This is a genomic window from Collinsella sp. AF08-23, assembly GCF_003479805.1.
Classification (GTDB): domain Bacteria; phylum Actinomycetota; class Coriobacteriia; order Coriobacteriales; family Coriobacteriaceae; genus Collinsella.
Genome location: NZ_QUHV01000009.1, coordinates 81136 through 94099, shown reverse-complemented (window position 1 = coordinate 94099; position 12964 = coordinate 81136). Strand labels below are relative to the sequence as shown.

The window sequence follows — 12964 nt, the reverse complement described above, 5'->3', positions numbered from 1 at the left end:
CGGGGGCGAGTCGAGGGGGGAGCGCGAGCTCCCCCCTTTTTTCATATGGAGACTTCTTATGTCGTATATCGCCTTTGTTATTGGCAACCTTGCATCTGGTAAGTCAACTGCCTCCCGTTATCTGTCCTCTCGTGGCGCACGACACATCGACCTTGATCGAATGGCAAAAGAGCTTTATGTGCCGGGCTCTGATCTGACACAGGCAATTGCCGATGAATTCGGCTGGGATGTTCTCGACGAATATGGCGACATTCGTACACCTGTTTTGGCTGAACGAGCTTTTGCCACTCCCGAGACAACTCATATCCTTAACGATCTTGTGCACCCTGTTTTGATTGAGCGGCTGAGCACGCTGCTTCTTCCCATCCAGTGTTGTTCAACGCTCGTACCTTCCTTTCCTCTCACTGTCGTTGAGGTTTCCGCACCTGCGGCGTTTTCTGATGCGTTTGGACTTGCAGATGAGGTGATCGCCGTCAGCGCGCCATTGGAAGTCCGTCGCGAGCGCGCGATTGCCCGGGGTATGTCCGTCGTGGATTTTGATGCGCGAGCTTCGGTTCAGCCTTCCGAAGATGAAATCATCGCCATGGCGGATCATTGTATCGACAACACTCGAGGCGATGATTCGTTGTTCGATGCCCTTGATGCATGGGTACGTCTTCGAGGTATTGAGAGCCTTCACGAAGGTGAGCGATAATGATCAAGCGATCCCGTTTTTTTACGTGGTATCGGGTGCTTCCACTCGCTATTGTTCTGGTGTTCGGCGTGATCTCATATGCCTATTCATTTGCCCCCTCGTTGATTTTCAAGTCCCTGTATCCTCTTTCATATGAAGACGAAATCACTTCGTCTGCCGCCGCCCATGGCGTTGATCCGTATCTTGTCGCAGCAATTATTCGCTCGGAATCAAGCTGGGATGCAGAGGCGCAGTCTCATCGCGGGGCCATGGGCTTGATGCAGCTCATGCCCGAGACCGCTTCTGACATGGTGAGCAAGGGTCTGGTCGATGGTTCTCAGTTCTCCGCCGATGACCTTCTTGATCCCCAGACGAATATCGAGTTCGGTTGCGCGTATCTCTCGTATCTCCTTTCGTATTTCAATGGCGCTACGGACAAGGCTATCGCTGCTTACAATGCCGGCATGGGTAATGTCGATATTTGGACACAGGAAGACGATCTGCTGCGAAACGCGATCACGTTCCCCGAAACTCAGGCATATCTCGTCCGCGTTACGATGGCACAAACTCGTTACCGGGAACTGTATCCCCAGGCTTTTTGCTAGCCGTCCGTGGTTCTGCCACGCACTAGCCCTGTCTTGAGATTGACATCCTGGGGTATCAACACATAGAATGCGTGACCCCCGAGAATCGAGCGAGTGGATGGTGCGGTATGGCCGATTTTGAAGTTGAGCGTGTGGGTGGTGAGCTTCGGCGATTCGGAGTCAGCGGTACGTCGGCCTCCTTTGAGGTGGTCTCGCCGTTTGAACCTTCGGGCGATCAACCGGAGGCGATTGCCTCGCTCGTTGAGGGTGTGGAACAAGGTGATCGCTACCAGGTTCTCCTTGGAGTAACAGGATCAGGCAAGACCTTTACGATGGCCAAGACAATCGAGGCTCTTGGAAAGCCGACCTTGGTCATGGCTCCGAACAAAACGCTCGCCGCGCAGCTTGCGAGCGAGCTCAAGGAGTTCTTTCCGCATAATTCGGTCGTGTATTTCGTCTCCTATTACGATTACTACCAGCCCGAGGCGTACGTACCTTCCAGTGACACCTATATCGAGAAGGACTCTTCGATCAATGAAGAGGTCGAGATGCTTCGGCATCAGGCAACGGCAAGCTTGCTGTCACGCCGCGATGTGATCGTGGTCGCCTCCGTCTCGTGTATCTACGGTATCGGTTCGCCTGAGGATTACGCGGGCCTTGCCCCCAATGTGGACAAGAAGGTTCCATTGGAACGCGATGAGTTCATCCATGCTCTCATCGATATTCAGTACGATCGCAATGACTACGACCTGTCGCGCGGAACGTTCCGCGTGCGTGGTGATGTGGTCGATGTGTATCCACCCTATGCCGAGCATCCGTTGCGATTCGAGTTCTTTGGCGATGAGGTCGAGGTGATTGCCGAAATCGACGAGGTGACCGGAGAACTCCTGCGCGAGTACGACGCCATTCCCGTTTGGCCGGCATCGCACTATGTGACCGAGAAGCCCAAGGTGACGGCTGCGCTCAAATCAATCGAAGAGGAGCTTGAAGAGCGCGTGGCAGAGCTTAAAGCCAACGACAAGCTTCTTGAGGCGCAGCGGTTGGAACAGCGGACGAGCTACGATCTCGAAATGCTGGAGACCATGGGTTTCACGACGGGTATTGAAAACTACTCGCGCCATCTTGATGGCCGAAAGCCCGGCGAGCCCCCCTTCACCCTCATCGACTACTTCCCCAAGGACATGCTCTGCATCATAGATGAGAGTCATGTGACTGTGCCTCAAATTCGCGGTATGCACGAGGGCGATCGCTCGCGCAAGGTGACGTTGGTCGAGCACGGTTTCAGGTTGCCCTCCGCTCTGGACAATCGACCGCTGAGGTTCGATGAATTCGAGGCTCGGATTCCACAATTCATTTACGTGAGCGCGACGCCGGGCGATTACGAGCTGCGCGTGAGTCAGAATAATGTTGAGCAAATCATTCGTCCTACCGGCTTACTCGATCCAAAGATCGACGTACGTCCGGTACGTGGGCAAATCGATGACCTTATCGATGAGATCCGCGAGCGCGTCGCTCGGCACGAACGCGTGCTGGTGACGACACTTACCAAGCGCATGGCCGAAGATTTGACGGACCATCTGCTTGATGCGGGTATTCGCGTTAATTACATGCACTCAGATACGGCGACGATGGATCGCGTTGAGATCCTGCGGAGTCTTCGTCAGGGGAAAATCGACGTGCTCGTGGGCATTAACTTGCTGCGAGAGGGTCTTGACCTGCCAGAGGTGTCCCTCGTCGCCATTTTGGACGCCGACAAAGAGGGCTTTCTGCGCAATCGCCGCTCGCTTATCCAAACTATCGGCCGCGCGGCACGCAATGCCGAGGGCGAGGTCATCATGTATGCCGACACGGTGACCGACTCGATGCGCGAGGCAATTGACGAGACGAGCCGACGTCGTGCCATCCAGATGCGTTTCAACGATGAGCATGGAATCAGGCCGCAAACGGTGCGCAAGGCAATCAGCGATATCTCGAGTTTTATCGCCGAAGCTGAGGAAAATGTGGGCAAAAAAGACCGCTCCCGCGGAGACAGCCTTGGTCACGGAGCCTTTTTCTCTCCTGTCGAGTCGACAGCGTCTGGAGCGGATGGTGGTCCCACAACGGGGGAGCGCCTTGCCAACGAGCTCTCGGAGCTGCCTCACGATGAGTTGATGCGCGTGATCGCCACCATGGAGGAGGACATGCGCGCCGCATCCGAGGCTATGGACTTTGAGGAAGCGGCCCGCTTGCGCGATGCCGTGGTGAGCCTCAAGGCGATGGTAGAGGGTACCAGTGAGGACGAGGTTATCGAGGCGCTTCGCAAGAGCGCCCGCAAGGGGTCTGCGTTCGCATCTGGCCGCAAGCGCCAGGGTACCCGATTCAAGAAGTAGGATGGTATACTTATCCTCGGGAAAACGTGCGGCGAAAGCCGTTGGGGAGGGATGGACATGACTAATTTCGATGCGATATTCGACCGCTTGCATGGGCTCTCATGGAGCCATGCGGTAATGGCCGCCGCCTGCTTCGTACTGGGTTGTGCGCTGTTTGTCGCACCGCTTTGGGATTATGCCGACACGATGAGCGCATTGCACCTGCTATCGTGGTTTGGCATTGGCGCGGGTGCACTCTCGGTGATCGGCGCATTTGCCTCCACGGCCCCGTTCACCCTGCGGGGTGCCGAGCCTGCTGTGGGTGCCCTTCTGCTTGTTTCCGGACTGTGGACGTTGAACTTCCCGGTCGCGGCGGGTGCGCTCAAGATCTCCCTCTTCGCCACGTGTGCTTTCATGGCTCTGTATATCCTCGTCACTGCCGTTGCTATGGAGTGCCGCGGCGTCGGTCGCTGGACGGTGCAGGTCGCCGTTGCGGTTGCCGCTCTCTTGGCCGCGTTTGCCGGGCTGTTTGGCTTGTTCGGCGCCGCGGGGATGCTTCCCGCGTTCGCCCTCGCCCTCTACGTGGCGGCATGGGGTTTCGTGTATGCAGCCGTCTCGCTTTCCGTTTCGGGCGGAGTCGAGGGTGCCCGCGGTTAAAGAGTCGACAAAAGGGCCTGTGCGCAGCGGATGCCGTCAGTTGCGGCGCTCATGATGCCACCCGCGTAGCCCGCACCCTCGCCGCAGGGATAGAGACCGGGAGTGCTGACGGAGACGCAGTTCGCACGATCGCGGACAACCGTGACGGGTGAGCTTGAGCGCGTTTCGGGTGCGGTGAGGACGGCGTCTGGATCATCGTAGCCCTTGAGCTTGCGCCCAAGCACCGGAATGCCCTCGCGTAGCGTTTCGGTGACGTGCGCCGGCAAGATGCCCTCAAGGGAGCCCCAGGTAACGCCTCTCGGATAGGTTGGCTCAATGCGTCCGTGGCCCGTGCTAGGCTGACGGGAGAGAAAGTCCCCGACTGTTTGCGCCGGCGCGCGATAGGCTCCGCCTCCGAGCTCGAATGCACACTGTTCACAGGATCGCTGCAGATGCATGCCCGCGAGCGGATTATCGCCGGGAAGATCGTTGGGCTCGATATTGACGAGGAGCGCCGCGTTGGCGTTGCGGCCGTTGCGTGCGCTGAGGCTCGCCCCGTTTGTCACCACGCCGCCCGGCTCTGATGCGGCGGCGACGACTTCGCCGCCGGGGCACATGCAGAAGGAGAAGAGGCTCCTGCCGTTTTTGAGGTGCGCGACGAGGCTGTAGGGAGCCGCGCCGAGCGAGGGATGCCCCGCTGCCGTGCCATAGAGGGCATTGTCAATATCGACTTGCAGATGTTCGATACGGACCCCCATGGCGAAGGTCTTGCGTGCGAGCGAGACATTGCGGCTAAGCAAGAGCTCGAAGACGTCTCGCGCGGAATGACCGCAGGCAAGAATGAGGTGTGAGGCGGGAAGATGCTCTCTTCGCCCGCCATGTTCGACGGTGATTCCGGCTATCTTCCCCTGGTCATCCATCGTGACGTCGACGAGCTTGGTGCGGAAGCGGACCGTGCCGCCGCAGGCGCGAATGCGGTCGATCATATGAGTGACGACGGTGGGAAGAACATCTGAGCCGATGTGCGGTTTGGCGTCCCAGAGAATGTCGCGCGGTGCGCCCGCCTCGACCAAAGTCCTCAGCACGAGACGGTGCAGGGGATTCTTGGTGCCCGTGTTGAGCTTGCCGTCGGAGAACGTTCCAGCGCCGCCGAGGCCGAACTGGATATTGGAGGCGGGGTCGAGTTCGCCCGTGGCGTTGAAGCGCGCGACTGCATCGGTGCGCCGCTCTGCGTCGTCGCCCATCTCAATGAGCAGAGGAGAGAGGCCTGCTTCGGCTAAGGTGAGCGCGGCGAAGAGTCCCGCGCATCCAGCTCCCACCACGATGGGTTGAGGATGGGGTTCGTTGTGCGAGGAACGCGTGAAGCCGTGCTCAAATGTGGGCTCGGAGAAATCAACCACACGTACGCGCCGCGCATCACGGGTGGAGACGCTCTCGATGAGCTCGAGTTCATCGAGGGCCGGGTCGACCTCAAAGCGTGCGCTCAGGGTGAAGTGCACCTGTGCCTTTTTGCGCGCATCAATCGACTTGCGATGAAGCGTGACGCTACGGAACGTCTTTGGGTCGCAGCGGAGTAACCGTGCGGCCTCGCGTTTGCATACGTCGAGGCAGCTCGCCTCCGTTGCGCCCTGCTTAAGCGAGCAAGGGATTTCCGAAATCTCTAGCATGAAGTTCCTTTCGAGGCGCACAGGCCCGCACGCATGCCCGACGCCCATGCCCATGCGAGGTTGTAACCTCCGCAATCGGCATCCATATCCAGCGCCTCTCCACATGCGAAGAGGCCGCTGGGAGATGTTCCGTCGTGAAAGCTCACAATGCCGCACGTCTCGAGGTTTACGGACGAAAGGGGGATGCCGCCGCGGTGTATGTGCGCTTGTGCATGTTCCGTCGTTCCATGGACGCGGAAGCGCAGGTGGTGAAGGAGGGTGGCGGCGTGTGCCATGGGATCGGCGGAGTCGTTGAGCATGGCGCAAAGCAGAGACGCAAGAGGACGGGCGACCAAGCCGTCGAACCACGATGCATCGCCGCAGCACGACCCGATGCTGCTGGCGCGCGAGCGGAGGAGCTCGGTCATGTCGGCTTGGCCCAGGCTGGGAAAGAGGTCGAGTTCGATGATGTCACCGGGCTCGATCCTCCGGGAGAGGTTGAGCGCCGCTATTCCGGAGATGCCATAGGGGCGGAAGAGGACCTCGCCTGCCTCGGACGCAATGACGGCGCCCTCGCGCATGAGCGAAAGCGCGCCTTCGACCCTCAGCCCGTCGAGATGCTCGAGGGCGAGTGCGTGCCGTGTCGCGCCTGGTGCGTTGGAATCGATTTCGCAGGCGATGGGACATAGGACGGGAATTTCATTGAGGTGTGCAAGGCGGAAGACCTCGCACGTGGATGCCGAGCGCCCGCCGACCGCGATGATGACCCGTCGAGCATGGAGCGTCCGTTCGGTGCGCTCTGCAACGGCGAGTGCCTTGCGCGCGTTGCGAACGCGAGCCTTGGCATCGCGCCCCTGCTTGAACGAGAGTGCGGCAGCGGGAACGCTCAATGTGAGGTCCCAATAGCCGGATGGAGACGTGCATGGAGCTGCGTGCGAGACGGTTGCACAGGTGAGAATGTCGACCCCGAGACGACTGCATGCGTTGAGGAGTACATCGCGTACGGATTCGGCCCGACGTGTCACGGGGTAGAGGCGCCCTTCGCCTTCCTCGGCGAGCATGAGCCCCAGACGCTCGAAAAAGTCGGCGATATCCCGCTCTGCGTGCGCACCGAACATGGCTCGTGCCGCATCTTCATGCAAGAAATGCCGGGGTGCCAGCCTGGCATTGGAGATATTGCAGCGGCCGTTGCCGGTGGCGAGGATACCCAAACCCGCCTCGACGTCTGCCTCCACGATGCAGCAGCGGGCGCCGGCGCGCGCTGCGGTGATCGCCGCGGCGAGCCCACTTGCGCCTCCGCCGATGATGGCGACGTCGTAGATGACGTCGCCGTTCTTCGTCCGCTTGTCCACGCCCACGGTTGTTACGCCGAGGCTTCGCCGGAGTCGGCGGGTTCCACGTGCTCCGGCATTTCGCTGACCTTGGCAAGCGCGCGGGGAAGGAGGCCCGATGGCAGATCGGCCTCGATGGAGCCCGCGTCGCAGGCGGCGGCGAGGGCGGGATTGATGGGAAGACGGCCGAGGACCTCGAGGCCGTATTGCTCGGCAACGGCGTCAAGCTTGCTGGGCCCAAAGACCTCGATTTTCTTGCCGCAATCGGGGCACTCCACGTAGCTCATGTTCTCGACCACGCCAAGGACCGGGATGTTCATCTTCTCTGCCATGTTGACGGCCTTGGCAACGATCATGGAGACGAGATCCTGCGGGCTCGTCACGATAACGATGCCGTCGACGGGAAGGGATTGGAAAACGGTGAGGGCGACGTCGGCGGTGCCGGGAGGCATGTCGACGAGCAGATAGTCGAGCGGGCCCCAGGAGGTCTCACTCCAGAATTGGCGGATGGCGCCGGCGATCACGGGGCCGCGCCAAAGAACGGGATCGGTCTCGTTTTTAAGCAGGAGGTTGCTCGACATGACCTTTACGCCGTGCTCGGAAATCTCGGGCAGTAGCAGGTTGCCCAGGCCCATGGCGTGGCGACCGCTCATGCCGAACATCTTGGGGATAGACGGGCCGGTGATATCGGCATCCAAAATGCCGACCTTGTGGCCGCCACGTGCCAGCTCAACGGCGAGAGACCCCGTCACAAGGGACTTTCCAACGCCGCCTTTGCCGGAAAGCACGGCGATAACGCGCTTGACCTCGGACAGGTTGTTCTCCTCAAATTCCTGCGGCGCGGACTGTCCGCCCGCCGCGGTTGCGTGCTCACAGCTCATGTGCGCATCCTTTCCTCATGATGCATAACTTTTTCCATTGTACCCCGAAGCGATTCGCATCCGATTGGCTCCAGGTTTTGCGCCGAGAAGCCGCGAGGATCTGATGTTTCTTCAGGCCGTCATTCCCAATCGGGTGCATGCTCCCCGCGCGACCTGTTTGACCGTCTGCCGAGGGACGGCTTGCCGTAGGGAGACAAAGCGGCGTTCCCTGTACGGGCTATTCGCTATAGTGGAAAAGATGGGCGCCGAGCATAGGGTGCGCCCCGTATTCGAAAGGGGAGCACGCTATGTTGCTCGAAGGCAAGAAGGCAATCATCACCGGCGGCACTCGCGGTATCGGCTACGCCATCGCGGCCCGCTTCATTGAGGAGGGCGCTTCCGTGACCGTGTTCGGTTCTCGTCAGGAGACGGCCAATCACGCGGTCGATCAGCTGCTCGCTACGTATCCCGAAGCCAAGGTCTGGGGCCGCACGTGCGACCTCGCCTCCCTCGACGCCGTGACCGAGGCGTTCCACGCCGCCGCCGAGGACATGGGCGGCGTCGACACGATCGTCAACAACGCCGGCATCTCCCAGTCCACCCCGCTGCTCGATTACACCGCCGACGAATGGCAGAAGGTCATGGACCTCAACGTAACCGCGGTCTTCAACGGTTGCCGCGCCGGCGCCCAGCTCATGATCGAAGCGGGTCACGGCGGCACCATCACCACCACCAGCTCCATGGTCTCCAAGTACGGTCAGCCCTCCGGCTGTGGGTATCCGACCTCCAAGTACGCCGTCAACGGCCTCACGCAGAGCCTGTCTCGCGAGCTTGCCCCCAAGGGCATCCGTGTGAACGCCGTTGCCCCTGGCGTCACTAAGACCGATATGGTTGCCGCACTGCCCGAAGAGGTCATCAAGCCGCTCATCGCCACCATCCCGCTCGGTCGTATCGGCGAGCCCGAGGACGTCGCCAATGCCTTTGTCTACTTGGCGAGCGACATGAGTTCCTACGTGACCGGCGCGGTCATTCCCGTTGATGGTGCTGCTCGCAGCTAAGCGCACCTCGCAGGCACGTCCACACTTAGCGGTTACGTGCGCTAAGAGCGCCCATTTGCAGCGCGCATAACCATACAGGCGACTCAGCGGCCCGGGAACGATCCCGGGCCGTTTTGCTCTTCGTGCCGGGCCCGCGCCGAGGATTGCGGTCTTGGGGCTATCGAGCACCCCGCCAAATCGAACAAAGCGTGCAGGAAACGTGGGCTCTCTCCAAGCGAACAGGCGTGCGCCGCGGTGGCGGTACACTAAAGGGTCGGATACGAATGTGTCCATAGAACATATCCGAATTCACGTCAGATAAGGACCTTCCATGTCTGATTCCTCCATCGTCATCAAAGGCGCCCGCGAGCACAACCTGCAGGATATCGATGTCGAAATCCCGCGCGACAAGCTCGTGGTGATCACGGGCCTTTCCGGTTCGGGTAAGTCGAGCCTCGCCTTCGATACCATCTATGCCGAGGGACAGCGCCGCTATGTCGAATCGCTGTCCAGCTACGCCCGCCAGTTCCTGGGTCAGATGGACAAGCCGGATCTCGACTCCATCGACGGCCTGTCGCCGGCGGTCTCCATCGACCAGAAAACGACCTCGAAGAACCCCCGTTCCACCGTGGGCACCGTCACCGAGATCTACGACTACCTGCGACTTCTGTACGCGCGAATCGGTATTCCGCATTGTCCCGAGTGCGGCCGCGAGATCGAGCGCCAGACAACCGACCAGGTTGCCGACAAGATCCTCGAGGCAGGGCAGGGCCGTCGTGCCCTTGTGCTCGCCCCCGTGGTTCAAGGCCGCAAGGGCGAGTTTGCCAAGCTGCTCGAGGACCTGCGCGCCGAGGGCTTTTCGCGCGTGCGTATCGACGGCGAGGTCCGCGGGTTGGACGAGACCATCGAGCTCGATAAGAAGTTCAAGCACACCATCGAGGTCGTGGTGGACCGCATCGTGATCCGCGACACGAGCTTGGGTCGCATCGCGGAATCTGTGGAGCAAGCGACCAAGCTCGCTCACGGCAACGTGAGCGTTTACCTGCTGCCCGATCGCGACGCGCCGGAAGGCACCGAAGGCGACCTGCTCACCTACTCGCTCGCGCTCGCCTGCCCCGAGCACGGGCATTCCATCGACGACCTGCAGCCGCGCGACTTCTCCTTCAACGCTCCCTATGGCGCCTGCCCCGAGTGCGATGGCCTGGGCTTCAAGAAGGTCGTGGACGCGGAGGCCCTCATCGAGGACCCGAACCTTTCCATCGAGGATGGCGTGTTCGGCAGCTTCTTCGGCAAATCGAACTATTATCCGCAGATCTTCCGTGCGCTGTGCTTGCATCTGAAGGTCGACCCCGCCACGCCTTGGAAGGATCTGCCCGCCCGCGTGCGTAAAGTGTTCCTCGATGGCATGGGTGACAAGAAGATGCGTGTGGACTACCACACGCAGGACGGCCGCGATACGCACTGGTTCACCAAGTATTCCGGCGTGCGCAACATTTTGTACGAGCGTTATGTCGAGACCACCAACGAGAACACCAAGGCGAAGCTCGAGCGGTATATCCGCGAGGAGCCCTGCACCACCTGCAAGGGAGCGCGCCTGCGCCCCGAGATGCTCGCCGTCACGGTGGGCGGCAAGTCCATTTACGAGGTCTGCTGCATGAGCTGCCGCGAGTCGCTTGCGTTCTTCAAGGGCCTCGAGCTCACCGAGCGCGAGGCGTTCATAGGCCGTGCCATCGTCAAGGAAATCATCGAGCGCCTGCGCTTCCTCGTGGACGTCGGCCTTGACTACCTCACCCTCGACCGCGCCTCCGCCACGCTCTCGGGTGGCGAGGCCCAGCGCATCCGCCTGGCCACGCAGATCGGTGCCGGCCTCATGGGCGTGCTCTACATCCTAGACGAGCCCTCGATTGGCCTGCACCAGCGTGACAACGAACGACTCATCGCCACGCTCGAGCGTCTGCGTGACTTAGGGAATACCGTAATCGTGGTCGAGCATGACGAGGACACCATTCGTGCCGCGGATTACGTGGTCGACATGGGGCCCGGTGCGGGCGAACACGGCGGCAAGGTGGTGTGCGCCGGCACGCCGGAAGAGATCATGGCCTGTCCGGATTCTTGCACGGGAGCCTACCTCACGGGCGCGCGCATGGTGCGTCTTCCCGATGAGCGCCGCAATCCTGGGCGCGGCGCGCTCAAGATCACGGGCGCCAAGGCGAACAACCTGAAGAACGTCTCCGCCCAGATCGAGTTCGGCACGCTCACCGTGGTGACGGGCGTCTCGGGTTCGGGCAAGAGTTCGCTGGTCACAGATACGATTGCTCCTGCCCTCACCAACGCGGTGCACCATTCGACGCGCGTGGTGGGGCCGTACAAGACCCTCGAGGGCATCGACCAAATCGACAAGGTCATCGATATCGACCAGAGTCCCATTGGTCGCACGCCGCGCTCCAACCCTGCGACCTATATCGGCCTGTGGGATGATCTGCGCGCGCTGTTCGCCAGCGTGCCGGAGTCCAAGGCGCGCGGTTACTCGCCTGGGCGCTTTTCCTTTAACGTGCCCGGCGGTCGCTGCGAGGCATGCAAGGGCGATGGTCAGATCAAGATCGAGATGCACTTCCTGCCCGATATCTACGTGCCGTGCGAGGTCTGTGGCGGCAAGCGCTACAACCGCGAGACACTCGAGGTGCGCTACCGCAACAAGACCATCGCCGATGTGCTCGACATGAGTGTGACCGAGGCGCTTGCCTTCTTTGGCAACATCCCGCAGATCAAGCGCAAGCTGCAGACCCTCTACGATGTCGGCCTGGGCTACGTGCGCTTGGGCCAGCCCGCCACCACGCTTTCCGGTGGCGAGGCGCAGCGCGTGAAGCTCGCCAAGGAACTGCACCGCAAGCAGACGGGCAAGACGTTCTATATCCTGGACGAGCCCACCACGGGCCTGCACTTCGAGGATGTGCGCCAACTCGTCGACGTGCTCCAGCGCTTGGTGGACGCCGGCAACACGGTGCTCGTCATCGAGCACAACCTCGACGTGATCAAGGTGGCCGACCGCATCATCGACCTCGGCCCCGAGGGCGGCAACGGCGGTGGGCGCATTGTGGTCTCGGGCGCGCCCGAGAAGGTCGCCGCGTGCAAGAAGAGCTACACGGGCACATTCCTCAAGCCCCTCCTCGAGCGCGACCGCATGCGGATGGCGGCAATCCCTGGTGCCTGATCTTGACGTTCAAGCTGCCGCTCGCGTGCTCGCCCGCGGCAGCTCTTACACGGTAATCTCGGGCATCTGAGGCATCCTCGACGAGCGGAGCACCCCTCCTTCTCACGTCGTTTTTGGAACTTGGGAGGTCGTTTATGGCCAAGCCGGCCAAATTGCAGAAGACCAACGCGATGCGCGAACTCGAGCGCGCCGGTATCGCCTTCACGGTTCATACCTATGAGGACGATGGCGAGGAGGCGCGGGGCCTGGGCGAGGCGATAGCCGAGCAGCTGGGCGAGGATCCCGGCCAGGGCTTCAAGACCCTCGTCACGTTGGGCGCGTCGGGCGCGCATGTGGTGTGCTGCGTGCCCGTTGCGGGGGAGCTCGATTTCAAGGCGGCTGCTCGGGCGGCGGGGGAGAAGGCGCTTGCCATGCTCCCCACCAAGCAGCTCACCGATGTCACGGGCTACGTGAGGGGCGGATGCTCCCCTGTGGGTATGAAGAAGCGCCTCCCCGTTGTCATTGACGAGACATGCCAGTTGTATGATGAAATTTTCATTTCGGGCGGTCGACGCGGTGTTCAACTTGCGCTCGCGCCCGATGACCTGATTGCATTCACCGGGGCGATCGTCGCCCCGATCGTGAGGGAGAGGTAGTCG

The 12964-nt window shown here is 61.1% G+C and carries 10 protein-coding genes; 7 read left to right on the top strand and 3 right to left on the bottom strand.

Going from position 1 to position 12964, the window contains the following annotated elements; genetic code table 11:
- Positions 1 to 58: 58 nt before the first annotated feature.
- The 4 genes from coaE (at position 59) to DWV48_RS06530 (ending at position 4262) form a co-directional block, all read left to right on the top strand.
- Positions 59 to 694, top strand: a complete 636-nt coding sequence (gene coaE / locus DWV48_RS06545; protein ID WP_118654016.1) for a dephospho-CoA kinase — start codon at positions 59 to 61, stop codon at positions 692 to 694.
- The gene (locus DWV48_RS06540) at positions 694 to 1278 is read left to right on the top strand and encodes a lytic transglycosylase domain-containing protein (protein ID WP_118654015.1); all 585 of its coding nucleotides are present in this window, start codon (positions 694 to 696) and stop codon (positions 1276 to 1278) included. The genes coaE and DWV48_RS06540 overlap by 1 nt, the downstream gene beginning before the upstream one ends.
- Positions 1279 to 1385: 107 nt before the next feature.
- Positions 1386 to 3626, top strand: a complete 2241-nt coding sequence (gene uvrB, locus DWV48_RS06535) for an excinuclease ABC subunit UvrB (protein ID WP_118654014.1) — start codon at positions 1386 to 1388, stop codon at positions 3624 to 3626.
- 57 nt (positions 3627 to 3683) lie between these two features.
- The gene (locus DWV48_RS06530) at positions 3684 to 4262 is read left to right on the top strand and encodes a hypothetical protein (protein WP_118654013.1); all 579 of its coding nucleotides are present in this window, start codon (positions 3684 to 3686) and stop codon (positions 4260 to 4262) included.
- Here DWV48_RS06530 and DWV48_RS06525 read toward each other — a convergent pair.
- From DWV48_RS06525 to DWV48_RS06515, 3 genes are read right to left on the bottom strand one after another with little or no spacing between them, the layout of a single operon-like run.
- The gene (locus tag DWV48_RS06525) at positions 4259 to 5908 is read right to left on the bottom strand and encodes an NAD(P)/FAD-dependent oxidoreductase (RefSeq protein WP_118654012.1); all 1650 of its coding nucleotides are present in this window, start codon (positions 5906 to 5908) and stop codon (positions 4259 to 4261) included. The genes DWV48_RS06530 and DWV48_RS06525 overlap by 4 nt on opposite strands.
- Positions 5902 to 7239, bottom strand: a complete 1338-nt coding sequence (locus tag DWV48_RS06520) for an FAD-dependent oxidoreductase (RefSeq protein ID WP_233546202.1) — start codon at positions 7237 to 7239, stop codon at positions 5902 to 5904. Before DWV48_RS06520 ends, DWV48_RS06525 begins: the two co-directional genes overlap by 7 nt.
- An 11-nt stretch (positions 7240 to 7250) precedes the next feature.
- A complete protein-coding gene (locus tag DWV48_RS06515) occupies positions 7251 to 8099 on the bottom strand; it encodes an Mrp/NBP35 family ATP-binding protein (RefSeq protein ID WP_118654011.1) in 849 nt (282 codons plus the stop codon).
- Between the two features lie 287 nt (positions 8100 to 8386).
- Here DWV48_RS06515 and DWV48_RS06510 point away from each other — a divergent pair, with 287 nt between their 5' ends.
- From DWV48_RS06510 to ybaK, 3 genes are all read left to right on the top strand, one after another.
- Positions 8387 to 9136: an SDR family NAD(P)-dependent oxidoreductase gene (locus DWV48_RS06510; RefSeq protein WP_118654010.1), complete on the top strand. Its 750-nt coding sequence runs from the start codon at positions 8387 to 8389 to the stop codon at positions 9134 to 9136.
- A gap of 310 nt (positions 9137 to 9446) precedes the next feature.
- Positions 9447 to 12326: an excinuclease ABC subunit UvrA gene (gene uvrA / locus DWV48_RS06505; RefSeq protein WP_118654009.1), complete on the top strand. Its 2880-nt coding sequence runs from the start codon at positions 9447 to 9449 to the stop codon at positions 12324 to 12326.
- A gap of 134 nt (positions 12327 to 12460) precedes the next feature.
- A complete protein-coding gene (ybaK, locus tag DWV48_RS06500; protein WP_118654008.1) occupies positions 12461 to 12961 on the top strand; it encodes a Cys-tRNA(Pro) deacylase in 501 nt (166 codons plus the stop codon).
- Positions 12962 to 12964 lie beyond the last annotated feature (3 nt).